General features: G+C 72.5%; 28 protein-coding genes and 1 tRNA gene. 18 read left to right on the forward strand and 11 right to left on the reverse strand.

Features of this window, described 5'->3' with window-relative positions; genetic code table 11:
• Positions 1 to 34: 34 nt before the first annotated feature.
• Genes ABD978_RS25785 through ABD978_RS25800 form a run of 4 tightly spaced genes read left to right on the forward strand, consistent with a single transcriptional unit; the run spans position 35 to position 5763 of the window.
• A complete protein-coding gene (locus ABD978_RS25785) occupies positions 35 to 1378 on the forward strand; it encodes an ABC transporter substrate-binding protein (protein WP_345359677.1) in 1344 nt (447 codons plus the stop codon).
• Entirely contained in the window at positions 1375 to 2310 is a 936-nt protein-coding gene (locus ABD978_RS25790) for a carbohydrate ABC transporter permease (RefSeq protein WP_345359679.1), read from the forward strand. The genes ABD978_RS25785 and ABD978_RS25790 overlap by 4 nt, the downstream gene beginning before the upstream one ends.
• Complete coding sequence (locus ABD978_RS25795; RefSeq protein WP_345359682.1) at positions 2307 to 3107, forward strand: carbohydrate ABC transporter permease; 801 nt, start codon at positions 2307 to 2309, stop codon at positions 3105 to 3107. Before ABD978_RS25790 ends, ABD978_RS25795 begins: the two co-directional genes overlap by 4 nt.
• Positions 3108 to 3135: 28 nt before the next feature.
• On the forward strand, positions 3136 to 5763 hold the full coding sequence (locus ABD978_RS25800; protein WP_345359684.1) for a sugar-binding protein: 2628 nt from the start codon (positions 3136 to 3138) through the stop codon (positions 5761 to 5763).
• Positions 5764 to 5820: 57 nt separating this feature from the next.
• Here ABD978_RS25800 and ABD978_RS25805 read toward each other — a convergent pair whose 3' ends face one another.
• Positions 5821 to 6120, reverse strand: coding sequence for a DUF3618 domain-containing protein (locus ABD978_RS25805; RefSeq protein WP_345359686.1), 300 nt, complete (start codon positions 6118 to 6120; stop codon positions 5821 to 5823).
• A gap of 167 nt (positions 6121 to 6287) precedes the next feature.
• Here ABD978_RS25805 and bcp point away from each other — a divergent pair, with 167 nt between their 5' ends.
• The 5 genes from bcp to ABD978_RS43985 all read left to right on the forward strand — a co-directional run bounded on the left by bcp (position 6288) and on the right by ABD978_RS43985 (position 8060).
• Positions 6288 to 6758: a thioredoxin-dependent thiol peroxidase gene (bcp, locus tag ABD978_RS25810; protein ID WP_345359689.1), complete on the forward strand. Its 471-nt coding sequence runs from the start codon at positions 6288 to 6290 to the stop codon at positions 6756 to 6758.
• A gap of 183 nt (positions 6759 to 6941) precedes the next feature.
• The gene (locus tag ABD978_RS43980; RefSeq protein WP_425550768.1) at positions 6942 to 7148 is read left to right on the forward strand and encodes an HNH endonuclease; all 207 of its coding nucleotides are present in this window, start codon (positions 6942 to 6944) and stop codon (positions 7146 to 7148) included.
• Positions 7139 to 7213, forward strand: a tRNA-Leu gene (locus ABD978_RS25815). Before ABD978_RS43980 ends, ABD978_RS25815 begins: the two co-directional genes overlap by 10 nt.
• Positions 7214 to 7287: 74 nt before the next feature.
• Positions 7288 to 7911, forward strand: a complete 624-nt coding sequence (locus tag ABD978_RS25820) for a DNA-formamidopyrimidine glycosylase family protein (RefSeq protein WP_345359692.1) — start codon at positions 7288 to 7290, stop codon at positions 7909 to 7911.
• A complete protein-coding gene (locus tag ABD978_RS43985; protein ID WP_425550762.1) occupies positions 7884 to 8060 on the forward strand; it encodes a zinc finger domain-containing protein in 177 nt (58 codons plus the stop codon). Before ABD978_RS25820 ends, ABD978_RS43985 begins: the two co-directional genes overlap by 28 nt.
• A 172-nt stretch (positions 8061 to 8232) precedes the next feature.
• Here the strand turns inward: ABD978_RS43985 and ABD978_RS25825 are convergent, their stop codons facing one another.
• The 4 genes from ABD978_RS25825 to ABD978_RS25840 all read right to left on the reverse strand — a co-directional run bounded on the left by ABD978_RS25825 (position 8233) and on the right by ABD978_RS25840 (position 11874).
• The gene (locus tag ABD978_RS25825) at positions 8233 to 9060 is read right to left on the reverse strand and encodes an SAM-dependent methyltransferase (protein WP_345359695.1); all 828 of its coding nucleotides are present in this window, start codon (positions 9058 to 9060) and stop codon (positions 8233 to 8235) included.
• A gap of 199 nt (positions 9061 to 9259) precedes the next feature.
• Positions 9260 to 10477: a S53 family peptidase gene (locus ABD978_RS25830; protein WP_345359698.1), complete on the reverse strand. Its 1218-nt coding sequence runs from the start codon at positions 10475 to 10477 to the stop codon at positions 9260 to 9262.
• Between the two features lie 243 nt (positions 10478 to 10720).
• Positions 10721 to 11116, reverse strand: coding sequence for a RidA family protein (locus tag ABD978_RS25835; protein ID WP_345359701.1), 396 nt, complete (start codon positions 11114 to 11116; stop codon positions 10721 to 10723).
• Entirely contained in the window at positions 11113 to 11874 is a 762-nt protein-coding gene (locus tag ABD978_RS25840; protein ID WP_345359704.1) for an NAD(P)-dependent oxidoreductase, read from the reverse strand. The genes ABD978_RS25835 and ABD978_RS25840 overlap by 4 nt, the downstream gene beginning before the upstream one ends.
• Positions 11875 to 11953: 79 nt before the next feature.
• Between ABD978_RS25840 and ABD978_RS25845 the strand changes: the two genes are divergently transcribed.
• The 6 genes from ABD978_RS25845 to ABD978_RS25870 all read left to right on the forward strand — a co-directional run bounded on the left by ABD978_RS25845 (position 11954) and on the right by ABD978_RS25870 (position 17067).
• Positions 11954 to 12874, forward strand: coding sequence for a LysR family transcriptional regulator (locus ABD978_RS25845; protein WP_345359707.1), 921 nt, complete (start codon positions 11954 to 11956; stop codon positions 12872 to 12874).
• A 72-nt stretch (positions 12875 to 12946) separates the two neighbouring features.
• Entirely contained in the window at positions 12947 to 14053 is a 1107-nt protein-coding gene (locus ABD978_RS25850; protein WP_345359710.1) for an LLM class flavin-dependent oxidoreductase, read from the forward strand.
• The gene (locus ABD978_RS25855; protein ID WP_345359713.1) at positions 14050 to 14628 is read left to right on the forward strand and encodes an NADPH-dependent FMN reductase; all 579 of its coding nucleotides are present in this window, start codon (positions 14050 to 14052) and stop codon (positions 14626 to 14628) included. The genes ABD978_RS25850 and ABD978_RS25855 overlap by 4 nt, the downstream gene beginning before the upstream one ends.
• Before the next feature lie 26 nt (positions 14629 to 14654).
• Positions 14655 to 15158, forward strand: coding sequence for a flavin reductase family protein (locus ABD978_RS25860; protein ID WP_345359717.1), 504 nt, complete (start codon positions 14655 to 14657; stop codon positions 15156 to 15158).
• Positions 15159 to 15271: 113 nt separating this feature from the next.
• Positions 15272 to 16147 carry an MEDS domain-containing protein gene (locus ABD978_RS25865; protein WP_345359720.1) on the forward strand — a complete coding sequence of 292 codons (876 nt, stop codon included), beginning with the start codon at positions 15272 to 15274 and terminating at the stop codon, positions 16145 to 16147.
• Complete coding sequence (locus tag ABD978_RS25870) at positions 16144 to 17067, forward strand: anti-sigma factor RsbA family regulatory protein (protein WP_345359723.1); 924 nt, start codon at positions 16144 to 16146, stop codon at positions 17065 to 17067. The genes ABD978_RS25865 and ABD978_RS25870 overlap by 4 nt, the downstream gene beginning before the upstream one ends.
• A gap of 204 nt (positions 17068 to 17271) precedes the next feature.
• Here the strand turns inward: ABD978_RS25870 and ABD978_RS25875 are convergent, their stop codons facing one another.
• From ABD978_RS25875 to ABD978_RS25890, 4 genes are read right to left on the reverse strand one after another with little or no spacing between them, the layout of a single operon-like run.
• Positions 17272 to 17700, reverse strand: coding sequence for a hypothetical protein (locus ABD978_RS25875; protein WP_345359726.1), 429 nt, complete (start codon positions 17698 to 17700; stop codon positions 17272 to 17274).
• A gap of 17 nt (positions 17701 to 17717) precedes the next feature.
• Positions 17718 to 18164: a hypothetical protein gene (locus ABD978_RS25880; RefSeq protein ID WP_345359729.1), complete on the reverse strand. Its 447-nt coding sequence runs from the start codon at positions 18162 to 18164 to the stop codon at positions 17718 to 17720.
• Complete coding sequence (locus ABD978_RS25885; protein WP_345359732.1) at positions 18154 to 18669, reverse strand: SigE family RNA polymerase sigma factor; 516 nt, start codon at positions 18667 to 18669, stop codon at positions 18154 to 18156. Before ABD978_RS25885 ends, ABD978_RS25880 begins: the two co-directional genes overlap by 11 nt.
• 41 nt (positions 18670 to 18710) lie before the next feature.
• Positions 18711 to 19208 (reverse strand): hypothetical protein, encoded by a 498-nt coding sequence (locus ABD978_RS25890; protein ID WP_345359735.1) that lies wholly within the window; start codon positions 19206 to 19208, stop codon positions 18711 to 18713.
• 104 nt (positions 19209 to 19312) lie between these two features.
• Between ABD978_RS25890 and ABD978_RS25895 the strand changes: the two genes are divergently transcribed.
• The 3 genes from ABD978_RS25895 (at position 19313) to ABD978_RS25905 (ending at position 22345) form a co-directional block, all read left to right on the forward strand.
• Positions 19313 to 20047, forward strand: a complete 735-nt coding sequence (locus tag ABD978_RS25895) for a maleylpyruvate isomerase family mycothiol-dependent enzyme (protein WP_345359738.1) — start codon at positions 19313 to 19315, stop codon at positions 20045 to 20047.
• Between the two features lie 82 nt (positions 20048 to 20129).
• Entirely contained in the window at positions 20130 to 21293 is a 1164-nt protein-coding gene (locus tag ABD978_RS25900) for a carboxylate-amine ligase (protein ID WP_345359741.1), read from the forward strand.
• A gap of 65 nt (positions 21294 to 21358) precedes the next feature.
• Complete coding sequence (locus tag ABD978_RS25905; RefSeq protein WP_345359744.1) at positions 21359 to 22345, forward strand: iron-containing redox enzyme family protein; 987 nt, start codon at positions 21359 to 21361, stop codon at positions 22343 to 22345.
• On the opposite strand, the gene ABD978_RS25910 is transcribed toward ABD978_RS25905, so the two are convergent.
• Both ABD978_RS25910 and ABD978_RS25915 read right to left on the reverse strand, forming a co-directional pair.
• Positions 22310 to 22567 (reverse strand): CDGSH iron-sulfur domain-containing protein, encoded by a 258-nt coding sequence (locus ABD978_RS25910; RefSeq protein WP_425550763.1) that lies wholly within the window; start codon positions 22565 to 22567, stop codon positions 22310 to 22312. The two genes, ABD978_RS25905 and ABD978_RS25910, sit on opposite strands and share 36 nt — an antisense overlap.
• A complete protein-coding gene (locus ABD978_RS25915; protein ID WP_345359746.1) occupies positions 22551 to 23189 on the reverse strand; it encodes a HemK2/MTQ2 family protein methyltransferase in 639 nt (212 codons plus the stop codon). The genes ABD978_RS25910 and ABD978_RS25915 overlap by 17 nt, the downstream gene beginning before the upstream one ends.
• Positions 23190 to 23274: the final 85 nt, after the last annotated feature.

The following is a 23274-nucleotide window of genomic DNA, read 5'->3' on the forward strand; positions in this document are numbered from 1 at the left end:
CCGCCCTTTTCGGTTGACCGAAGGAGCCCCCGCCATGCGGAAACCATTGGTGGTCCTGACAGCGGTGCTGGTCGCCGCGTCCGCCTGCGCCCCCGGGTCGGGCGGCAGCAAGCCGAAGACCACCGCCCCGAGCGCCGTCAGCACCGACGTCGCCAAGGCCGGCCCGGTCACGCTCACCGTCTGGGACCAGGAGGTCCTCGGCGGCCAGAACGAGCAGATGAACAAGCTCAACGCGGCCTTCCACGCCAAATACCCCAACGTGACCATCAAGCGGGTGTCGCGCTCCTTCAGCGACCTGGAGAAGACGCTGCGGCTGGCGCTGTCCGGCGGCAACCCGCCCGACGTCGTCGAGGCGAACCAGGGGTACGGCATCATGGCCGCCCTCGTGAAGGCCGGCGCGCTGATGCCCCTCGACCCGTACGAGCAGGCGTACGGCTTCCGCAAGCGCTTCCCCGCCGGGCTGACCCAGCTCAACAGCGTCAGCGCCGGCGGCAAGGCGATCGGCTCCGGCAGCCTCTACGGCGTCGCGATGACCGGCGAGGCCGTCGGGATCTACTACAACACCGACAAGCTCGCCAAGCTGGGTCTCAAGCCGCCCGCGACCTGGGCCGAGTTCGAGCAGGACCTCGCCACGGCCAAGAGCAAGGGCGAGACGCCGATCTACCTCGCCAACCTGGAGAAGTTCCCCGGCATCCACGAGTTCGGCGTGCTGCTCGGCCAGACGACGGGCAAGGACAAGCTGCGCGACCTCGTGTTCGGCCGGGGCGGCGCGTGGACCGATCCATCCGTCGTGCAGGCCGCGCAGCAGCTCGCCGACTGGGCGAAGAAGGGCTACTTCCCGTCCGAGGTCAACGCCGCCAAGTACAACGACTCGCCCGCGCCGTTCGCCAAGGGCGAGGGCGTCTTCCTGATCGGCGGGCCGTGGTTCGCCGCGGACCTGCAGAAGAAGATGGGGGACAAGGTCCGCTACCTCCTCCCGCCGCCCGCCCAGGCCGGCGGGGCGCCCGCCGCCACGCTCGGCGGCCCCGGCCTGCCCCTCGCCATCACCGCCAAGTCCAAGCACCCCGACGTCGCCGCCGCGTACCTGAACTTCATGACCAGCCCGCAGGCCATGGACGTCGTCACCCAGACCGGCGGCCTCGCCGCGCTCCCCCCGGCGAGCGCGCAGCCGACCTCCGCCGTCGGCCGCGACCTGTCCGCCGCGTGGAAGACCGCCAGCGACAAGGACATCCTCGTCCCCTACCTGGACTACTCCACGACGACCTTCCTCGACACGCTCGGCGGCGTCCTGCAGGAGATCATCGCGGGGAAGAAGACCGCGCAGCAGGGCATGCAGGACGCCCAGCGCGACTACGCCGCCTTCCTGGCCAAGCGGTGAAGGCGCCGGCCACCCGGACTCGGCCCCTCGCCGACCGGACGGAGGGCCGTCCGCCGGGCGCCCGGCCGCCCGGCGAGCCCCGCAAGGTCGCCTACCTCTACGTGCTCCCGGCCCTCGTGGTCTACGCGGCGTTCCTGCTCTGGCCGCTGCTGCACGGCGCGTACCTCTCGCTGTTCCACTGGGACGGGCTCTCCGTCGGCACCTGGGCCGGGCTCGGCAACTACACCCAGGCGATCAGCGACCCGCACCTGCGCGGGACGTTCTGGCACGCCGCCGTCCTCGTGTTCTTCTACGCCGTCCTGCCCTGCTGCATCGCGTTCCTGCTGGTAGCCGTCATCTCCCGGTCCCGGCCGCGCGGGCTGACGTTCTTCCGCACCGTGCTGTTCCTGCCGCAGGTCGTGGCCATGGTGGCGGTCGCGGTGGCGTGGCAGTGGATCTACTCCGAGCACGGCCCGATCAACGGCACGCTCCGCCTCGTCGGGCTCGGCGGGCTCGCCCGCGGCTGGCTCGGCGACTTCACCTGGGCGCTGCCGTCCGTCGGGCTCATCGGCACCTGGGCGGAGATCGGGCTGGCCATGGTGCTGTTCCTGGCCGGCGTGCAGAAGATCCCCCGCGAGCTGTACGAGGCGGCGCGCGTCGACGGCGCCGGGGCCGTCCGCGAGTTCTTCGCGGTCACGCTGCCCGGCCTGCGACGGGAGCTGTCCGTCGCACTGACGCTGACCATCATCGCCGCGCTGCGCAACTTCGACCTGATCTACCTGACCACCGGCGGCGGCCCCGGCGACGCGACCCGGGTCCCGGCGTACGAGGTCTACAACCGGACGTTCAACACCGGGGAGGTCGGCCTGGCCTGCGCGATCGGCGTCATCATCGCGGTCGTGGTGTTCGCCGTGACCGCAGGCGTCGGCCGTCTCGTGGAGGGCCGCGCGTGACACCGACGACCTCGCGGGCCGAGCGCGCCACGACGTACGCCGTGCTGATCGTCTTCGCGGTGATCGCCGTGTTCCCGCTGCTGGCGGTCGCCTCCCAGGCGTTCGGCCTGCCCCACCCGTCCGCCGGCGCGTTCACCGGCGCCTGGCGGAAGGGGCACTTCGCCCGCTACCTCACCAACAGCCTGATCGTCGTCACCGTGGTCGTGGTCGCGGCGTCGGCGCTGTCGATCCTGGCCGGGTACGCCCTGGGCACGATGGAGTTCCGCGGCGCGAACGCGCTGTTCTACGTGTTCCTCGCCGGCCTGATGGTGCCCACCGAGGCCATCGTCGTGCCGCTGTACTTCGATCTGCGGTCCGTCGGCCTCGACAACACCCTGCCGGGCCTCATGCTGCCGCAGATCGCCCAGTCGGTGTCCTTCGGCGTGTTCTGGATGCGCGCGTACTTCCGGTCCGCACCGCGCTCGCTCATCGAGGCGTCCCGGATGGACGGCGCCTCCAGTTGGACGACGCTGTGGCGGGTGCTGCTGCCGGTCGGCCGCCCGGCCATCCTCACCATGGTCGTCCTCATCGCGATGTGGACCTGGAACGAATTCCTGCTCGCCCTTGTGATCATGAACTCGAACGAGGACCTGCGCACCGCGCCGCTCGGCCTGTCGATCTTCCAGGGTCAGCACCAGACCGAGTACCAGATGCTCATGGCCGCCGCACTGATCATCGCCGCACCCGTCGTCCTCGTCTACGTCTTCCTCCAGCGCCACTTCATCGCCGGGATGCTCTCAGGAGCCGTCAAGGAATAGCGTCGTCCGGACAAGGAGTTGACCCCCCATGCGCAAGAGCCTCGCCCTCTCCGTGACGCTCGCCGCGGGCCTGCTCGGCCTCGCCCCGCCCGTCCAGGCCGCCGCGGGGGACCCGCCCCGGCCGGGACGGCTGGACGTCCTGTTCGTCGGCGCGCACCCCGACGACGAATCCTTCAACCTCTCCACGTACGGCCAGTGGAACGAGCGGGCCCACGTGAAGACCGGCGTGCTCACCATCACCCGCGGCGAGGGCGGCGGCAACGCCGTCGGCCCCGAGGAGGGCCCGGCCCTCGGCCTGCTCCGCGAGGGCGAGGAACGCGCCGCCGTCGCCAAGGCCGGCATCACCGACGTGCACTACCTCGACAAGGTCGACTTCTACTACACCGTCAGCGACGAACTCACCCGCTCGGTCTGGGACCACGACTCGACGCTCGCCAAGGTCGTCCGCCTCGTCCGGGAGACCCGCCCCAAGGTCATCACGACCATGACGCCGTCCCCCATCCCCGGCCAGCACGGCAACCACCAGGAGGCCGGGCGCCTCGCCGTCGAGGCGTACTACCTCGCCGCCGACCCCACGGCGTACCCCGACCAGCTCACCAAGGAGCACCTCAAGCCCTGGCGCGCCGCCCGCCTGCTCCACCAGGAGCACCTCGTCACGAGCGGCACCGGCCCGTCCTGCGAGACGACCTTCACGCCCACCGACCCCAGCGCCGACGTCTACGGCGTCTGGGACGGCCGCGCCTCGAAGAACGGCAGGACCTGGGCGCAGATCGAGGCCGAGGCCGGGCGTCTCTACGCCAGCCAGGGCTGGGCGCACAACCCCGACCCCCCGAGCGACCCGAACAAGATCGGCTGTGACTACTTCACCCTGGTCGACAGCCGGGTGCCCTTCACCCGGGGGAACCACGACCCCCTCGCCGCGCTCGAAGGCGCCACCTACCCCGCCAAGGGCGGCCTGCCCCTCGGCACCGAGTTCTACCTGACCACCGGCCGCTTCGGCGTCGCCCCCGGTGAGCCGTTCACCGTCACCGCGCACGCCTCGGTCCCCGGACGCGTCACCCTCTCCGCGCCCGCCGGCTGGACCGTCACCGGCTCCGGCACGCTGCGCCACGGCACCGCGACCTTCACCGTCACGGCCGTCGGCAAGCCCGGCCGCGTACGGCTCGGCGCCACGCTGACCACCGCGCACGGCGCCGGCGCCACCGGCCGCGCCGTCGAGGTCGAACCCGCGGTCACCGGCCGCCAGCAGCCGCTCCCCCGCGTCTCCGACTTCGACGCCTGGGCCGCCACCACCGGCGCGCCCCAGCTCTCCGACCGCGTCAAGCGGGTCCTCACCCTCGTCTCCGGCGGCTCCCGCCAGGTCCGCGTCGACCTCACCAACACCACGAAGCAGGCCCAGCAGGGCTCCGTCGCCCTGAACCTGCCCAAGGGCTTCACCGCCGACGCCGCGTCCAAGCCGTACACCCTCGCCGCCGGCGCGAAGGGCTCGGTCGCCTTCACCGTGCGCGACACCGACACCTCACTGCCGACCGCCAACCAGGGCGGCACCGGCGGCGACTACGACTACACCATCACCACCACGTCCACCGGCACCTCCGACGTCGCGAACGCCGCGCTCGAACTCGTCCCGGCCACCACGATCCCGCACGCCGCCAAGGAGCCCACGGTCGACGGCAAGGAGTCCGTCGCCGAGTACCCCGGCCCGACCCTGAACCTGTCCCGCCTCTGGGAGGGCACCGCCTGCGAGTCGGCCGCCGACTGCGCCGCCACCGGCAAGGTCACCTGGTACGACGACGCCCTCTACGTCCTCGTCCACGTCACCGACGACAAGCAGGGCAGCGTCCTCGACCCCGCCGACTGCAAACGGCACTGGCGCACCGACTCGGTCGAGATCGCCCTCGACCCGCGCGGCGACGCCGAGAACACCTCGACCACCTTCAAGACCGGGATCATGCCCACCACCACGAACGGCGCGCCCTGCTTCGAACGCGACGCCGACAACCACCAGGGACCCGGCGCGGACACCGCGCCCGGCATGCGGGTCGCCTCGGTCGTCGACAAGCCGTACACCGGCTACACCGTCGAGACGAAGATCCCGCTCGCCGACCTGCCCGCCGCCGTCGACCCGAGCCGCCTCGGCCTCGACATCTTCGTCTACGACTCCGACACCACCGACAAGACCGGTCAGACCCGCATCGGCTGGTCGACGTGGGGCGGAGTACAGGGCGACCCCTACCGTTGGGGCCTGGCCACCCTCCCCGGCTACACCCCGCAGTCCGGTAGGCCCACGACCGCGCCGCCCCCGGTGATCTCCAAGACCGCGGCGCTGTCCGTCAACTCCCCGCAGTCGATCCTGCAGGCCGCCAGGACCAGTGTCCCCCTCGCCGCCGGAACCGCCGCGCCCCGCTCCGACACCGCCCGCGTCGTCGGGCGGCCCACCGTCAACGGCGGCGCGGTCACCGTCCGGCTCCACGCCACCGGCCCCGGCACCGCGTACGCCTACGTCTGGAACGGAAAGATCCTCGGCCAGGCGAAGGTCGCCTTCACCGCGGCGGGGACCCGCACCGTCACCGTGCCCGGCGCCGCCGGCACGCTCGCCGTCGCCTTCGACGCCCAGGCGGGCGGCACCGCCGCCACCGCCGTACCCCTCCGCTGAGAAACAGACGAAGCGCCCAGACTCCCGGTCAGGAGTCTGGGCGCTTCGTTCGCGCGGTCAGCGGCCGCGCCGGCGCAGCAGCATCCGGAGCGCGAGGGTCGTCGCCACGACCCCGGCCCCGATCAGCACCGGTCCGGTCAGCGAGCTGCGCGGCCGGTCCTGCTTCTCCCGCCGGGCCAGAGCGCCGAGGTCCTCGGCGACGAGACCGGCCTCCTCCTTGACCTTCGCCATGCCACGCTGCGCGGCGTGCTTCGGGCTCAGCCGGTCGGCGAGCTCGTCGATGCTGCGCGCCAACTCCTCGCGCGTCTGCTCGATGTCCCGCTCAATCGCCGCTGGATCGCGGGCTCTGTCGGCCATGAGGTTTCCTTCCTGCGGTGGTGGTCGGAATCGGCGGCATGATCCCAGCACAAGTCTGTCAGGTGCCGCCGCCCGACATCGCTCTCTGGCCGACTTGTACCCCGATCCCGCGTCGTATGCTGCGACCCAGGTACGGTGGGACTCAGCTCGACCGGAAAGGTGATCAAGTGACGGAGCAACGACTGCAGCCCGGAGACGTGGCCCCGGAGTTCACGCTTCCCGACGCCGACGGCAAGCCGGTGTCGCTGTCGTCGTACCGCGGCCGCCGCGTGATCGTCTACTTCTACCCGGCGGCGATGACCCCCGGCTGCACCAAGGAGGCCGTCGGCTTCCGCGACGCGCTCCCGGCGCTGGAGGAGGCGGGCGTCGACGTGCTCGGCGTATCGCCGGACGAGCCCGCCAAGCTCGCTAAGTTCCGCGACCGCGACGAGCTGACCTTCCCGCTGCTGTCCGACCCCGACACCAAGGTCCTCCAGGCGTACGGCGCGTACGGCGAGAAGAAGCTGTACGGCAAGACCATGATCGGCGTCATCCGCTCCACCTTCATCATCGACGCCGACGGCAAGGTCGAGAAGGCCTTCTACAACGTGAAGGCCACCGGCCACGTCGAGCGCCTGTTGAAGGAACTCGGCGTCTGACGCGACCTCCCGGGGACTGTCCGACCCTGGCTGAGGCAGCTGGAAATCGACACTTCCCATTTCGGCCGTCAGGGATGGAACAAAGGCAAGCCGTCGGCCCGCCGCCTGACACCCGAGCAGGTCTTCGTCATTCGCCCGAGGGAAGCAGGACGGCAGCGAGGAGAAGTCCTGCGCCGCACATTAATCGAGAGCGGTACGGCCTACCGCTGCGGCGAGTGCGGGCTGGAGGCGACATGGCAGGGCAAGCCGCTGATCCTGCACGTCGATCACATCAACGGGGACTACTTCGACAATCGCAGGGAGAATCTCCGCTTCCTCTGCCCGAACTGTCACGCACAGACACCGACGTATGCCGGTAGAATGAAGAACGAGAAGAGCAAGGGGCCGTAGCCCAATCGGCAGGAGGCCTGCGGTTTAGGTCCGTATCAGTGTGGGTTCGAATCCCACCGGCCCCACAATGGGAAATCCTCCGGATCCAAGGGTTCGGAGGATTTCCCATATTCTCGGGCAGCGCGGGTAGCACTTCTTCGTGCCGGAGCTTCCTGACGTCGAGGGGTTCCGCCGGGTGCTGGCCGAGCACACCGGTGAGCCGATCGCGGGGGTGCGCGTACGGGACGCCGGGGTGCTGCGCGGGACGACCGCGCGGGCGCTGGACGACGCGCTGCGCGGACGCCGGTTCGAGGAGCCCCGGCGGCGGGGTAAGTGGCTGATCGCGCCGGTCGGCGGTCCGGTGCTGATCCTGCACTTCGGGATGACCGGTTCGCTGTCCTGGCACTCGCCGGACGAGCCGCCGCATCCGCACGACCGGGTCATCTGGAGTCTCGGCGACGGCGAGCTCCGCTTCCGGGACATGCGCAAGCTCCAGGGCGTACGCCTCGCGGACGACGAGCGGCAGGCCGAGCGGATTCTCGGCGACCTGGGACCGGACGCCCTGGACGTGTCGCGCGCGGAATTCGACGAACTGCTGTCCGGCCGCCGCGGTCGGCTGAAATCGGCGCTGACCGACCAGTCGCTGCTCGCCGGCCTCGGAAATCTGCTGGCCGACGAGATCTGCTGGCGCGGATCAGCCCGCTCCGCCCCGTGCCGGACCTGGGCGAGAAAGACCTCGCGGCGCTCTACCGGACGATGCGGCGAATCCTGCGAGAGTCGGTGAAGGTCGAGAGGGTTCCGCCGCGCGACACCTGGCTCACCGGGGCCCGCGACGAGCGGGACGGCCCGTGTCCGCGCTGTGGCACCACGTTGTCGCGGCGCCGGGTCTCAGGGCGTACGACCGTCTGGTGCCGTTCCTGCCAACCCGCCTGAGCGACGAACGCACGGTCACCGTCCCCGTGGGTGCGGTCGTGATGCTCGCTGAGCGGCGTCATCGGAGGTCGCCATGGGAGCGTTCGCTCCTTTTGCGACCCCTATCGCCGAGCGTTTCGTTCGGTCGGTGGCCGACTGCGCGGCTGAGCCGGTGGCGTGGCCGCGACGGCGGCTACGGGCGGCGGGCGACGCCGGCGTACATCCAGCGGGTGCCGTCCTCCGCGCCGGGGTCGGGGCGCCACTGGGGGACCCAGACGACGCCGGGGTCGAGCAGGTCGAAGCCGTCGAACAGGGCCTCGATCTCCTTCTGGGTGCGGCTCTGCAGGCGGGCGGTGGCGTTCTTCCACGCGCCGGCGGCCTGGTCGCCGGTCTCCGGGTGGCCCTCGGTGGTGCTGTGCGACAGGATCAGGAGGCTGCCGGGGGCCATCACCTCGCGGAAGGTCGCGATGCTGGCGCGGACCTCGTCGTCGGCGGCGAAGTGCAGGACCGCGAGCATGAGCACGGCGACCGGCTGTTCGAAGTCGATCAGGGACCGTGTCTTCGGGTGGTCCAGGATGGCGGCGGGTTCGCGGAAGTCGGCCTGGATGACGGTCGTGGTCTTGGACGGCGGCAGCAGCGCCCGCGCGTGGGCGAGGACGATGGGGTCGTTGTCGACGTAGACGACGCGGGCGTCCGGGGCGAGTGACTGGGCGGCCTCGTGGACGTTGCCCTGGGTGGGCAGGCCGGTGCCGAGGTCGATGAACTGCCGGATACCGCTCTCGACGGCGAAGCGCACGGCCCGGCCGAGGTACGCGCGGTTCTCCCGGGCGGCGCGGGGGATGTCGGGTCCGGCCTCGATGGCGACCTGGGCCGCGGCCCGGTCGGCGGCGTAGTTGTCCTTGCCGCCGAGGAAGACGTCGTAGATCCGCGCCGGGCTGGGCGTCCGTACGTCGATGCCCGGTGGAGCCTGCTCGTGGCCCTGGTCCGTCCGGTCGGTCGCCGTGCTGTCCGCGTCGGTCACGGCCGCCCACCCCCTCATCGGTCGCCGATCGACTCTGGTCGGCTCGCGATGATCATCGTACTCGGTGGTATCTGAAGCTATCTCGGATTTGCCGGCATTACGGACGCAGGGACATCTCTGAGACCGCCGCTCCGTCCTGCCCGGAAAGGCGACGGCGGGCCCGGCGTCGTCCGTGCCGGGCCCGCCGTTCACCGGACCGTTAGAAGGCGCCGGTGCCGTTAGGAGTGCCCAGGCCGGTGGGGCCGTCCCAGCCGGTGCGGGCGTTGCAGAGCTGCGACGGGGAGCAGCTTCCGTTGCTGCCCGAGGTCACGTCGAACAGCGAGCCGGAGTGGGTGTAGGGGTAGTTGTTGTCGATGCTGGCGGCGTTGCCGGCCAGGCCGTACACGCCGGCGATGACCGGCGCGGCGACGCTGGTGCCGCCGAAGACCATCCAGCCGCTCTGGCCCTGGTAGGCGGTGCTGTCGTAGACGGCGACGCCGGTGTTCGGGTCGGCGACCGCGGAGACGTCGGCGACGGCGCGGCGGGAGCAGCCCGTTCCGACGCTGGACTGGCCGGACAGGGCGGTGTTGTAGGACGAGCAGCCGCTGCCCGCGCCGCTCCAGGCGGTCTCGGTCCAGCCGCGGCTGTTGCTCGCGGTCTTCAGCGAGGTGCCGCCGACGGCCGTGACGTAGTGCGAGGACGCCGGGTACTCGACGCCGTAGCCGCTGTCACCGGAGCTGACGGTGATCGCCTTGCCGGGGTGGTTGTAGTACGAGCCGTAGCTGGAGTCCGAGGCGTCGGAGCCGCCGTAGCTGTTGCTGATGACGTTGGCGAGCTTGGCGGCGGTGTTCTCGGCGGCGCCGAGGTTGGCGAACGACGCGGACTTCGCCTCGACCAGGACGATCTTGCAGTTGGGGCAGACGGCGGAGACCATGTCCAGGTCGAGGGAGATCTCCTGTGCCCAGCCGCCGTCCGTGGACGGGTAGGACGTGCCGCCGTTCTGGTCGACCTTCTTGAAGCAGCCGTTGGCGGTCGTGCACGCCGGCAGGCCGTACTGGCTCCGGTAGACGCCCAGGTCGGCCTCTGCGGTGGGGGCGTTGTAGGCGTCGACGATGGCGACGGTCTGGCCGGAGCCACCGCTGGTCGACAGCTTGTAGGCGCTCTGCAGGTTGGCCGGCGAGAGGCCGGAGGGGGCGGCGGCCGCGGCGCGTACGGTGGCGGCGCTGGTGGCGACGTCACTGCGGACGAGGGCGTTGCAGCTCGCGCGGCCCGCTCGCGGAGTCGAGCAGGCGTGGTGGAACGGGTGCTGGACCACCGGCGCCGCGGGCGCGGCCGCGCTCGTGGCGCCGGTCGGGCTGGCGGAGGCGGGGCCGGACAGGAATGGGACCAGGGCGAGGATCAGCCCACCCATGAGGGTCCCGGTGACGCGTCGTCGCATGTGCTCTCCTAAGAGCCGGCGGGGGGTACGACGCAGGAATCTTCACATGACGCCCGACAACACCAAAAGACCCCAAATTTCTATCAATTTCAGCAACAAGTGCCAAAGACAGTAAAGCTCGATTTTCGAGGAACCCCAGGCAGCAGCCCCTGACTGTCTGAGTCAAGGCTAAGATAGTAAAGGCCTGGCAAAGGGCGTCGGAGAACGCCGAGGCGCGCGGGCAGCGCCTCGGCGCCCGGTGGTTCAGACGATCGCCGTCACCTCGACCTCGAGCAGCGCCCCGGGGACGAACAGCCGGGACACCTCCACGGTCGTGCTGGTCGGGGGCGTGCCGGTGAACCGCGGCAGCCGTGCCTGGGCGTACTCACCGATCCGGTCCAGGTCGGTGAGGAACGTCCGAATGTTGACCACGTCGCCGAGCGTCGCGCCATGCGCCGCGAGAATCTTCTCGATCGTGTCCAGCACGTAGTCGGCCTGGGCCCGCATGTCGTTCGCGCCGACGAGCCTGCCCTCGGCGTCGATCGCCACCTGGCCGGACAGGACGAGCATCGTCGTGCCGCCGAGTTCGATCCGGGCCACGTGGGAGTACCGGCCCGCGGGCGGAGCCGGGACGGTGGCGGGGTTGTCGAAGGTCGTCACTTCAGTACCTTTCGCAGGTCGGCCTCCTGGTCGGAGGCGCACAGCAGCCTTTCCCGTACGGCCTCGAGCACGGGGAACGCCGCGACGTCCAGCGCCAGCCCGACGTCCTTGGCGGCCAGCCGCAGCGGGAAGTCGGCCTCCTCGGCGCGGAGTCGGGCGACGGCCCCGGCGAGAGGTCCTTCGGCGAGGAGGGCGAGCGGGTCGGGGACGCCGAGCCGGGTGGCGAGCTCGGTCAGGTCCGCGGTCAGCGCCACGGCCCCGATGGCGGCGTTGATCAGCAGGATCTTCCGCGCGGCCCCCGCTCCGAGTTCCCCGCACCGTACGACGGCGCCGAAGACGGCGAGGACCTGCGCGACCCGGTCGACGTCGCCGCCGGCCAGCACGGTGAGGGTGCCGTCGGCGGCGCGGTCGACGCTGCCCATCACCGGCGCGTCGACCACGGCGGGCACCCGCGCGGCGAGCGCGCGCACCGCCGCCGGCCCGACGGTGGACATCTCGACGAGGCAGGCGTCGGGCCGCATCGCCGGAGCGATCCGCGCGGCCACCGCCTCGAGGGCGGGCGCGTCCGCCAGCATCGTGATGACGACGTCGGCGGCACGGACGGCCTCGGTGGGCGTCGCCGCGATGGCGGCTCCGGCCGCGCCCAGCGGCGCGGCCCGTTCGGCGGTGCGGTTCCAGACGGTCACGTCGTGCCCGGCCGCGAGCAGCCGCCGGGCGAGAGGCGCTCCCATGCGCCCGAGTCCGAGAAAGGCGATCACGACGAAGACGTTATGAGTCGGCGAGGCATTCCACCAGCGAATGTTTCGCATGATCAGCATGCGGCCCTAGCATGGCAGGATGGACACCGATCTTCTCGTCGTCTTCCAGGAGGTCGCCCGGCGGGGGTCCTTCACGGGCGCGGCGGAGGCGCTCGGCTACACCCAGTCGGCGGTCTCCCGGCAGATCTCCGTCCTGGAGGGCCGGCTGGGCGCGGCGCTGTTCGACCGCCTGCCCCGTGGCGTGCGGCTCACGGAGGAGGGCCGGTGCCTGCTGCCGCACGCCTCGGCGATCACTGAACGTCTCCGGACCGCCCGGGGCGATCTCCGGGCGCTGCGGGACCTGGCGGCCGGCCGGCTCCGGGTGGGCGCGTTCGCCACCGCCGACGCCGCGCTCGTGCCGCAGGCGATGGCCGCGTTCCGCGCCGCGCATCCGCGGGTGTCGGTCTCGCTGTCCGATGGCCTGACCCGCCACCACGCGGAGCGGCTGGCGGCCGGCGAGCTCGACCTGGCCATCGTGACGGCGGACACCGAGGAGGACTTCGAGGGCCTGCGGCTGCGCCACCTGCTCGACGATCCGATGCTCGTGGCCGTGCACCCGGGCCACCGCCTGGCCGGGCTCGAGGAGGTACGGCTCGCCGAACTGGCGGACGAGGACTGGATCGCGGGCCGGTCCCGCCCGGAGGACACGTTGATCAGCGCGACGCCGCATCGGGCGTTCCGCCCCCAGATCACCTACGTCGTCGGCGAGTGGATCGCCAAGCAGGGGATGGTGGCGGCGGGCCTGGGGGTGACGCTCATCCCGTCGCTGGCGGCCGGTGCGGCCCGGCCGGACATCGTCCTGGTGCCACTGCATCCCGATGACGCGCCGGTGCGCCGGGTGTACACCGCGACACCCGCCGGGGTGACGGCCCCGCCCGCGCTGACGGCGTTCCTCGGCTTCCTCGACGACGCGGTCACGCGGCTCCGCGAGCGAACCGCGCGCGCGACGCGGCGGACCTGACACCGCCACCCCAAAGAAGATATCCCTACTTTATTGGTTGACTTTGTTAGAATAGTCATCGACCATGGCAGCGTGACCGCATTCCACTGGTTCCTGCCCACCAGCGGCGACGGCCGCACGCTCGTCGGCGGCGGCCATGGCGCCGCCGTACGCGGCGTGCAGCGCGAACCCGACATCGAGTACCTGGCGCAGATCGCCCGTACCGCCGAACAGCTCGGCTTCGAGGGCGTGCTGACGCCCACGGGAACGCTCTGCGAGGACGCCTGGCTGACCACCGCCGCGCTGACGCGGGAGACCGAGCGGCTGAAGTTCCTGGTCGCCTTCCGCCCGGGCCTGCTGTCGCCGACGCTCGCCGCGCAGATGGCCGCGACGTACCAGCGGCTGTCCCGCGGACGGCTGCTGCTGAACATCGTCACCGGTGGGGAGACCGCCGAGCAGGCGCGCTTCGGCGACCACCTCGGCCACGACGAACGCTACGCGCGCACCGACGAGTTCCTGACCGTCCTGCGGGGCGCCTGGAGCGGCGCCTCGTTCGACTTCGCCGGCAACTACTACGAGGTCGAGGGCGCCACCGTACGGGAGGCGCCCGACCCGGCGCCCCGCCTGTACTTCGGCGGGTCGTCGGGCGCGGCCGGGCCCGTGGCGGCGCGGCACGCGGACGTCTACCTCACGTGGGGCGAGCCGCCCGAGCAGGTGCGCGGAAAGATCGAGTGGGTGCGGGAGCTGGCCGCGCGGGAGGGCCGTACGCTCCGGTTCGGCATCCGGCTGCACGTCGTGACCCGTGACTCGGCCAAGGAGGCCTGGACGGCCGCGAACCGGCTGCTGGACGACCTCGACCCGGCCGAGATCGCCGCCGCGCAGCAGGGCCTGGCCCGCAGCGAGTCGGTCGGCCAGCAGCGGATGCGCGCTCTGCACGAGACCTTCCGTAAGGGCGGGTCCAGCCACGACCTGGAGATCTACCCGAACCTGTGGGCGGGCGTCGGCCTGGTCCGCGGCGGGGCCGGCACCGCGCTGGTCGGCAGCCATGCCCAGGTGGCCGAGCGGATCGAGGAGTTCGCCGAACTCGGCATCGACGAGTTCGTCCTCTCCGGCTACCCGCACCTGGAAGAGGCGTACTGGTTCGGCGAGGGCGTCCTGCCCGAGCTGACCCGCCGCGGACTCCGGGAGGTGGCCGCATGACCGAGCGAACCGAGGGAATCGGCGTCGACCGGGGTGAGGCCCTGGCCGGCCGGCCGGCCGTGGGCCCGGACGAGGTCCCCGGGCGTCGCGGGCCGAAGGTCGTCGTGCTGGTCGGCAACCCCCGCCCGGCGTCGCGCACGCACGCCGTCGCCGACCGGGCCGCGCGGGCCATCGCGCCGGGCGTCCGGCCGGAGACCGTGGACCTGACCGAGCTCGCCGATCGCCTGTTGAGCCGGGACCCGGGCCCGCTCCTGGACGAGGCGGTGTCGCGGGTGACCTCGGCGGACCTGCTCCTCGTGGCCAGTCCTACGTACAAGGGGACCTACACGGGCCTGCTCAAGTCGTTCCTCGACCGGGTGCCGTCCCTGGCCGGTGTGACGGCGCTGCCGCTGCTGGTGATGGGGTCGCCCCGGCACGCGCTCGCGGTGGAGGTGCACCTGCGGCCTCTCCTCGTCGAGCTCGGCGCGACCGTCCCCACGCCGGGGCTCGCCGTGGTCGAGGCCGACATCGACCGCCTGGACGAGGTCCTGGCCGGGTGGGCCGCCGCCGTACGGCTCCCCCAAGCCGTACGGTGACCCGGGTCGGTTCGGAGGCGAAGTCGATGGGCACGCGTGTGGGCCAGCGACCGGTGGTCGACGGGGCGAGCTTCCGGCGGGCCGTGGGCCGGCACGCCGCCGGGGTGGTGGTCGTGACCGGTCCCGGCCCGGTGGGCCTCACGGCCACCTCGTTCACCTCGGTCAGTCTCGACCCGCCGCTCGTGTCGTTCTGCGTCGGACGCGCCTCGACGGCCTGGCCGCACCTGCGCGACGCCGCGACGTTCGCGGTGAACGTGCTCGCCACCGACCAGACGGAGATCGCGTCCCGGTTCGCCGGGCCCGGCGGCGGCCGCTTCGCGCCACCGACCTCCTGGCGCCCGGGGCCGGGCGAGGTGCCGATCCTGAACGGCACCGCGGCCCATCTGCTGTGCGAGCCGTACGACACGGTCGCGATGGGAGATCACTGGCTGGTGGTGGGCCTGGTCGTCGACACGGGCGTCGGCCCGCCGGGCGCTCCCCTGCTCTACCATCGCGGCCGGTACGGCCGGTTCGCCGCGCACGGCGGGTGACTGACAGTTTCACTGGAAGTTTCAATGACAGTGGGATTCGTGAAATCATCGTCACGCTGTGTCGTTCGCCGTATGGTGGAGGCCACCTGCCGACGTAGCGCGGGAGGAGGCACATGGAGCCCTGGTTCGCCCGAAGATCCGTCGGAGAGCTGCTTCCCGGAGACCACGCCTGGTTCTCCTACGCCGACCAGGAGGAGCACGACCACGTCATCGGAGCCTTCCTCCGTGACGGACTGGCCGGTTCCGACAAGGTCATCTACATCACCGACGCCGGCCCGCAGGACCTTCCCGACCTGCGGGCGCGTTATCGGCTGGAGCCTGAGACCTATCTGCGCAGCGGGCAGTTGGCGATCCTGCCGCAGGCGGAGACCTGCCTGACCCGCGGGGTGTTCGACCCGGCGCGGATGACGACGACGCTGCGGGAGGTCCTCGACCGGGCGGAGACCGAACGGTTCCGCGGTGTCCGGGTCACCGTCGACATGACGTGGGCGTTCCGGCAGGAGAGCGGACGCGACGGCATCCTGGAGTGCGAGGCGCGGGTGGACGCGGCGATCTCGCCCAGCACCATGGCGATGGCGATCTGCCAGGTCGACGCGCGCTCCTGCACGCCCGAGGAACTCACCGCGCTGAAGGAGAGGCACGAGGTGCTCGTGGGCGCCGATCCCTACTTCAACGACGGAGTGCTGAGCATCACCCCGACGTTCCATCCCCGTGGCCTCCGGCTCAGCGGCGAGCTGGACGGCGCGCGGCACGCCGTGTTCGGCGAGTCGCTGCGAAAGGTCGTCGATCGGGGCGGCGAGGTGCACCTGGACCTCGCCGACCTGCGGTTCATCGACCTCGGCGCGCTCAGCATGATGGCCGGCGCGGCGATGCACCTCGGGGCGCGGGTGGTCCTCGACAATCCCTCGATCCACCTGACGGACGTCGTCGAGCTGGTGAGCAGCCGACTGCTGCCCTGGCTGGAGATCGGCGACGGTGAGGCCCGATGACACGACTCATCCACCAGGTCCTGATGTACGACAACGAGAAGGACATCCTGGACACGGTCGTGCCGTTCCTCCAGGAGGGGCTCAGCGCGGGTGAGGCCGTGCTGACCGTCGGCACGGCCCCCAACCTCTCCTGCCTGCGTCAGGCCCTGGGCGCCGACTCCGACGCCGTCGAGTTCGCCGACTCCGCCTCCTGGTACGTCCAGCCGACGCGCACCATCGCCAACTACAGCTCGTTCATCGCCGAGAACGCCACCGCCCGGGTCAGGGTGGTCGCGGAGCCGGGCTGGGAGACCGGGACGCCGGCCCAGATCGCCGAGTGGACGAGGTACGAGTCGATCATCAACGAGGCGTTCGCCGACATCAGCGCCTCGGTGCTGTGCCTGTACGACCGGCGCACCACGCATCGGGGACTGCTCGACGGGGCGCTGCGCACCCACCCCCAAATCGTCGAGGGGACCTGTCCCCGCTGCAACGACGCCTACCTCGACCCGGCCTCCGTCGGCGCGCACGTCGACCGCGATCCCCTGCCGCCCCCGCCGCCCGGCGCGGTCCGGCTACCGATCGACGACGACGACCTGAGCACGCTGCGCTCGTTCCTCGCCGGCCACGCCCGCCATCACGGCATGTCCCGCCCCCGGGTGAACGACCTGTTGGTGGCGACGACGGAGGTGGCCACCAACGCGATCCGGCACGGCCGCCATCCGATCGGCTGTCAGCTGTGGCGGGAGGACGACGACCTGATCGTCGAGGTGACCGACGCGGGCCACTGGCAGCCGGACCCGGTCCCCGGCTTCGTACCGCCCGATCCCGCGTCCCTGTCGGGATTCGGGCTGTGGGGCGTTCGCATGCTGTGCGCGCTGGTCCAGTTGCGCACCGGCCCGGCGGGGACCATCGTCCGGCTGCACGCCCCCTGCCGTTAGCCCGCGCCCCTGCCGTCAGCCGTCACTGCCGTCGGCGCGCGTCCGCTGCCGTTGGCCCGCGCCACTGCCGTTGGCCCGCGTCACTGCCGTTGGCCCGCGTCACTGCCGTCGGCGCGCGTCACTGCCGTCGGCGCGCGTCCGCTGCCGTTGGCCCGCGCCACTGCCGTTGGCCCGCGCCACTGCCGTTGGCCCGCGTCACTGCAGTCAGCCGAGCGACGTGACGAACCGGTCCGCGTCCTGCCGGGTCATCCCCGTCTCCGCCTGGACGAGCGCGACGGCTCCGGAGAGGTCGCCGCCGTCGCGCATCCGCCGGGCCCGGTCGGCGAGGCTCTCCGACCCCTGGGAGGGAAGGTGCGGGCCCGGCTCGGGCAGGCGGCCGTCCCGGAGCGTGTCGACGAGCCGCTTGGCGTCCACGAGCCTGAGTCCCGTGGCCTGGCGGACCTCCTTGACCGCCTGGACCGGCCGGTCCTCGGCCAGCAGTGCCTGGACTCGGTCCTGCAGCTCGGCGGGCACCGCCGTCGGCACCAGAGGTACCGGCGCCTGCGGGCCCGTCCGCGATCTCGCGAGCAGGCCGATGCCCACCCCGGCCAGGATGACGACGGCCACGACGATCACCATGATGACAGTGGTCATCAACGGATGATTGCAGATCACCGTCCCGTCGGCCGGGGGGTCGAGGACGGCGTGGTCGTGGACGACGGGCTCGGCGTCCCGGCCGCGGTACGGGTGGGCCGTGGGGTCGGGGTCGGCCGGGCGGACGGGGTGCGTCGCTCCGGCTTCGTGGTCCGCTGCCTCGGGCGGGCCGTGCGCACCGACGGCTCCGGCGACGGTGTCACCACGGTCGTCGCGGACGGCGGAGCGATCGGCACGCTGTGATCGCTCGGTTCGGCCCGGTGATCCGGCCGGAGCAGGCCCCATGCGACCAGGGCGATCGCCGCGACCGCCGCCGCCGCGAGCAGCAGCCGCGGCCACCCGGGAACGGCCCGCGCGGGGCGCGCGGTGTTCCGGAACCGGTCGATCAGCTCGGGGTCCGGCCGGACGCCCTCGGCCGCGCGCCGGTAGTGGTCGCGGAGCAGGGCGTCGAGGTCATCGCTCATGAGCCGCTCCTTCCTCCGCCAGTTGCCGCCGTAGCGCCGTCATCGCCCGTGACGTGTGGCTCTTCACCGTTCCCCGGGAGATGCCGAGCGCCTCCGCGATCTCCTGCTCGCTGAGATCACACCAGTAGCGCAGCACCACCACGGCCCGCTGCTTGACGGGCAGGGCCGCGAGGACGTCGTCGAGCGGGGTCCCCGCCGCGTCGTACGCCTCGCGCGCCCCGGTCAGGCGATCGACGTCGATCGTTCCGCCGACCGGCAGATCGGGCCGCCTCTTGCGGCGTTTGTGATGGTCGATGGCCAGGTTGACGAGCACCTTGCGCGCGTACGCCTCCGGCTGGTGCCCGCCGCGCATGATCCGCGTCCACCGCCGCGCGACCCGCTCGTACGTGGTCTGGAGGAGGTCCTCGGCGAGGTGGCGGTCGTAGACGAGGAACACCGCGGTGCGCAGCAGGCGCCCCGCGGAGGCGATGACGAACTCGTCGAACGTGAGCTCGTCTCCACTCACTCCGCGGGCCTCCTCTCGGCTCAGGATGGACAGTGTCCCGCCTACCCCACTGCCTTCGGGCGCGGGCAGTAGGAGGGCACCGGCGTCGCCGTCACGGGCCGGTGCGACGGCCGGGCCGTCGAAGTGGGCGTCGGATGGGGCTTCGACGGGACCGGCGCGGTGCTCGTCGGCCGGGGCTCCGGCCGCGCGGTGCTCGCCGGCCGGGGTTTCACGGAGGCCGTCGGGTGGGGCTTCGCGGTGCTCGTCGGCCGGGGCTCCGGCCGCGCGGTGTTCGCACACGTCGGCACGGGGCGCGGTACGTCCGTCGGCACGGGCCGGGGTTCGGTGCTCCGGGTCGGCCGGGGAGAGGGCGTCGCCGGCGCCGGCTGCCGGGATGTCGGGGTGGGGGCGATCCGGGAGGAGTCGGCGACGTTCTTCGCCCCGTGGCCCGAGCCCCCGGCCAGGGCGGTGCCGCCCGCCCACACGCCCGCCAGCACGGCGACGGCCGCGCCGGTCCCCGCGAGGGTCAAGGTGGTCCGGCGGCGTCTGCGATCGGTCATGGCAAGATCCCTTCGTTTCCGTACACCCCCATCAACCCCGCTTCCGGGCCGATCGGTTGTCACGGTCTTTGACGGAGTCCGCGCGACCGGTCAGGCTTGTCCCGATGGAGCCCTCCGACTTCCTCACCCGGCTGTGGGCCGAGAGCGCGCACCTCGCCGCGTTCGCCGCCGACCGCGACCTCGGCGCGCCCGTCCCCACCTGCCCCGGTATGAACGTCGGCGAGGTCGTCCGGCACCTCGGCAGCGTGCACCGCGCGGTGATCGACTGGGTGCGCGCGCAGCGCCGGCCCGAGGACTGGGACCGCAGACCGGACGACGGCGACGTGATCCGCTGGTTCCGCGCCGGTGCCGCCGAACTGCACGACGAGCTCGGCCGGCGGCCTCCGGACGAACCCTGCGACACGTGGTCCCCGGAGGACCGCACCGTCGGCTTCTGGTGGCGGCGGATGGCGCACGAGACCACCGTGCACCGGGTCGACGTCGAGGCGGCGTACGGCCCGATCGGCCCGGTCGACGCGGAGTTCGCCGCCGACGGCGCCGACGAGGTCCTGTCGCTCTACCTCGTCCAGCGGTTCGGTCGCGGCGGCCGGGGGCGGCCGGCGGCCGCCCGTACCGTCGGTGTCGCCGCCGGTTCCCGGGTGTGGCGGGTGACCTTCGACGCCGCGTCCGCCGAGGTGACCGCCGAGCTGCCCGATGACGCGGACGCCGTGGTGATCGGCGATCCGGCCGCCGTCTACCTGTGGCTGTGGGGCCGCCGTGGCGACGACGCCGTCCGCGTGTGCGGCGACCGCGCGGCGGCGGCGGACCTGCGCGCCGCCCTCGCCGCCGCCACCGGCTGAGGACCTCCCGCCCCGGTATCGGCCGCGCAGGTCATTCCCTGGCGATCCGTTAACGGGCTGCCGCACCGGGAATGGCTTCGGCATGGGGGACGGGCCGGTGTACGGCCTCGACGACGGGGTGACCGTGGGCGTGGAGGAGGAGTTCCTCCTCGTGGACGCGGAGACGCCGCGGACCGTGCCGCGGGCGGCGGCCGTACTGGCCCGCACCCCGGAGCCCGGCGTCGACCTCACGCCCGGCGGCGGGCTGTACGGCGAGCTGCTCACCGCCCAGGTCGAGGCCGCGACCGGAACCTGCACCACGCTGGACGCCCTGCGTGGCCAGCTGTGCGACGGCCGGCGCCGGCTCGCCGCCGCGGCGGACGCCGAGGGCGCGCGGTTGATCTCCTCGGGGACCGCGGTGCTGCCCGGGGACGCCATCCCCGTGGCCCCCGGTGAGCGGTTCGCGAAGATCGCCGACCGGTACGCCGGCGTGGTGGCGGACTACCAGGCGTGCGGCTGCCACGTGCACACCGGCGTGGCCGACCGGGAGACGGCGGTCGCGGTGGTCAACCACCTGCGGCCCTGGCTGCCGACGCTGGTGGCGCTGGCGGGGAACTCACCGTTCGACCACGGCCGGGACTCGGGGTACCAGAGCTGGCGGATGCTCGATCAGGCACGCTTCCCCGGCTCCGGGGTGCCGCCGTGGTTCCCCTCGGCCCCCGCCTACGACCGTCAGGTGGCCCGGCTGGTCGAGGCCGGCGCGCTCATCGACGAGCGCATGTCCTTCTGGCTCGCCCGGCCGTCGCCACGGCTGCCGACCGTCGAGGTCCGGGCCGGAGACGCCGCCGCCACCGTCGACGAGGCGGTGCTGCAGGCGGCCCTCGTACGCGCCCTGATCCGTACGGCCCTGTCCGACCTGCGGCGGGGCCGGGAGGCGCCCGCCGTCGACGACCAGCTCTGCGCGGCCGCGACGTGGTCGGCGGCCCGGTACGGCCTCGACGGTCCCGGGGTGCATCCGGTCGAGGAGCGCGCGGTACCGGCGACGCGGCTGCTCCGGGAGATGCTCGACCGGGTCCGCCCGGCGCTCGAGGCGTCGGGCGACCTGGCCCGCGTACGCGCCGTCCTCGCCTGGCTGGCGCGGCACGGCTCCGGTGCCCTGCGCCAGCGCGCCGCCGCCGCGTACGGCCTGGGCGCGGTGGTGGACGTGCTCGCCGAGCAGACGGCCGGCCCCTGCCGAGAGGACGAGGACGTGACGGAGTTCCTATGACCGAGCGAAGCGAGGGAATCGGGAAGCACAGCCACCTTGGTCATGGGGCCGGCGAAGGAGGTCCCATGACCCTGGACGCCACGCTGCCCGAGCCGCGCGGGCCCCTGTCGGAGACCGTGACGGTCGCGCTGGCCGGCGGCCCGCCGCCGGCGGCGTCGCCGGAGGTGGTCCGTGCCGCCGAGCCCTTCGGCGAGGATCTGCACCTGGCGCTGTACGTCTGCTACGAGCTGCACTATCGCGGGTTCGACCGGGTGGACCCGCGCTGGGAGTGGGATCCGGAGCTGCTGCGGCTGCGGCGGCGGCTGGAGGACCGCTTCCTGCCGGCCCTGCGCGCGGTGTGCCCCGGCGGGACGGACACGGGGACCGCGCTGGGCGGGCTGCTCGTCGAGGACCCCGACGCCTACGGCGTCTCGCACCACCTACTCGACGCGGGACGGTGGTGGGAGATGCGCGAGTACCTGGCGCATCGCTCGATCTACCACCTGAAGGAGGCCGACCCGCACGCGTGGGTGATCCCGCGGCTGCGGGGCGAGAGCAAGGCGGCGCTGGTCGCCGTCGAGTTCGACGAGTTCGGCGGCGGGCGGGGCGAGCGGATGCACGCCAAGCTGTTCGCGGACCTCCTGGACGCCGCCGGGCTGGACTCCCGGTACGGCCGCTATCTGGAGCACGCGCCCGCCCAGACGCTGGCCACCGTGAACCTCATGTCGCTGTTCGGCCTGCACCGGGCGTTGCGCGGGGCCCTCGTCGGGCACTTCGCCGCCGCGGAGATCACCACCCCGCCGAACGCGGACCGGATGGCGCGGGCCCTGACCCGCCTGGGCGCGGGGCCGGAGTGCACGCGGTTCTTCACCGAGCACATCGAGGCCGACGCCGTACACGAGCAGATCATGCGCCGGGACGTGATCGGCGACCTGCTGGCCCGGGAGCCGGAGCTGGCGGCCGACGTCGTGCTCGGGATCCAGGCCACCGCGTATCTCGAGGACCGGCTCGGCGCTCACCTGCTGGAGTGCTGGCGATCAGGCCGTACCTCCCTGCGGCGTCCGCTCCCCTGATCCCCGCTGCCTCCGGCGATGGCTGGTGTCGCACAGCGGGTACCGGTGGCTGCGCCGGCACGCGCACACGGCGACCACGAAACGATCGCAGTACAACGTCGTGCCCTCGTCGGTGACCAGCTCCACCGGCCCCTCGACGAGGACCGGGCCGCCGGGCACGACGACCACACGACGCGGCTCCCGGCCGGGCCACCCGTCCGGACGTTCAGCTCTGATCGGCACGGACCACCACCAGTTCCTCGTGTCGCTGACCCGGGCGGATCAGCCCCTGTTCCTCCAGGAACGCCGCCCGCGACCGCATCACCGGCCCGAACGGCTGCCTCCACCGCGCGACGACCGACGCCTTCAGCCCGCCGCCGCGCAGCGAGTTCAGCGTCGTCTCCACCCCGCACAGCACCGACTGGACCATCAACAGCGTTCCCCCGACGGCCAGCGTTCCCGGCGCGCGGGCGCAGATCCGATCGATCACCGACCGGCCCCGCCGGCCCGCGTCGCAGGCCCGGCCGCGAACGCCGCGCGGCGCGCCCGCACTCGGCACGTACGGCGGGTTGGCCACGATGACGTCGAACACCTCATCCGCGATCGGCTCGAACAGATCACCCCGGAGCACCCGCACCGGCACCCGCCGCAGCCGGGCGTTCATCCACGCCGTCAGGACCGCGCGGCCCTCGACGTCCACCGCCGTCACCGCTTCGGCGCCGGCGTAGGCGGCGACGATCGCCAGCGCACCGGTCCCGGTGCACAGGTCGAGCACCCGGGAGCCCTGCAGCCCGCCGCAGCACAGCTCTCTGGCCAGCAGGAACGTGTCGCTTTGCGGCCGGTATACCCCGAGGGGCCGGAACATCCACATCGTGGTCGCCTATCCGGTTGATCGACGTCTCGGGCCGCCCGTCTCCGGCCCCATCGCCGGCGCGGCAGGCGATCCACGC

The sequence above is a fragment of the Actinoallomurus liliacearum genome (assembly GCF_039542035.1).
GTDB classification, from domain to species: Bacteria; Actinomycetota; Actinomycetes; order Streptosporangiales; family Streptosporangiaceae; genus Actinoallomurus; species Actinoallomurus liliacearum.

What these genes read in the sequence shown, in the direction of transcription:
- ABD978_RS25830 (WP_345359698.1), bottom strand. Translation starts at nt 10,477, where the DNA reads ATGCGACGACGCGTCACCGGGACCCTCATGGGTGGGCTGATCCTCGCC.
- ABD978_RS25800 (WP_345359684.1), top strand. Translation starts at nt 3,136, where the DNA reads ATGCGCAAGAGCCTCGCCCTCTCCGTGACGCTCGCCGCGGGCCTGCTC.
- ABD978_RS25805 (WP_345359686.1), bottom strand. Translation starts at nt 6,120, where the DNA reads ATGGCCGACAGAGCCCGCGATCCAGCGGCGATTGAGCGGGACATCGAG.
- ABD978_RS25860 (WP_345359717.1), top strand. Translation starts at nt 14,655, where the DNA reads ATGGGCACGCGTGTGGGCCAGCGACCGGTGGTCGACGGGGCGAGCTTC.
- ABD978_RS25890 (WP_345359735.1), bottom strand. Translation starts at nt 19,208, where the DNA reads ATGACCGATCGCAGACGCCGCCGGACCACCTTGACCCTCGCGGGGACC.
- ABD978_RS25845 (WP_345359707.1), top strand. Translation starts at nt 11,954, where the DNA reads ATGGACACCGATCTTCTCGTCGTCTTCCAGGAGGTCGCCCGGCGGGGG.
- ABD978_RS25875 (WP_345359726.1), bottom strand. Translation starts at nt 17,700, where the DNA reads ATGACCACTGTCATCATGGTGATCGTCGTGGCCGTCGTCATCCTGGCC.
- ABD978_RS25895 (WP_345359738.1), top strand. Translation starts at nt 19,313, where the DNA reads ATGGAGCCCTCCGACTTCCTCACCCGGCTGTGGGCCGAGAGCGCGCAC.
- ABD978_RS25905 (WP_345359744.1), top strand. Translation starts at nt 21,359, where the DNA reads ATGACCCTGGACGCCACGCTGCCCGAGCCGCGCGGGCCCCTGTCGGAG.
- ABD978_RS25900 (WP_345359741.1), top strand. Translation starts at nt 20,130, where the DNA reads ATGGGGGACGGGCCGGTGTACGGCCTCGACGACGGGGTGACCGTGGGC.
- ABD978_RS25855 (WP_345359713.1), top strand. Translation starts at nt 14,050, where the DNA reads ATGACCGAGCGAACCGAGGGAATCGGCGTCGACCGGGGTGAGGCCCTG.
- ABD978_RS25865 (WP_345359720.1), top strand. Translation starts at nt 15,272, where the DNA reads ATGGAGCCCTGGTTCGCCCGAAGATCCGTCGGAGAGCTGCTTCCCGGA.
- ABD978_RS25880 (WP_345359729.1), bottom strand. Translation starts at nt 18,164, where the DNA reads ATGAGCGATGACCTCGACGCCCTGCTCCGCGACCACTACCGGCGCGCG.
- ABD978_RS43985 (WP_425550762.1), top strand. Translation starts at nt 7,884, where the DNA reads ATGCGGCGAATCCTGCGAGAGTCGGTGAAGGTCGAGAGGGTTCCGCCG.
- ABD978_RS25870 (WP_345359723.1), top strand. Translation starts at nt 16,144, where the DNA reads ATGACACGACTCATCCACCAGGTCCTGATGTACGACAACGAGAAGGAC.
- ABD978_RS25785 (WP_345359677.1), top strand. Translation starts at nt 35, where the DNA reads ATGCGGAAACCATTGGTGGTCCTGACAGCGGTGCTGGTCGCCGCGTCC.
- ABD978_RS25915 (WP_345359746.1), bottom strand. Translation starts at nt 23,189, where the DNA reads ATGTTCCGGCCCCTCGGGGTATACCGGCCGCAAAGCGACACGTTCCTG.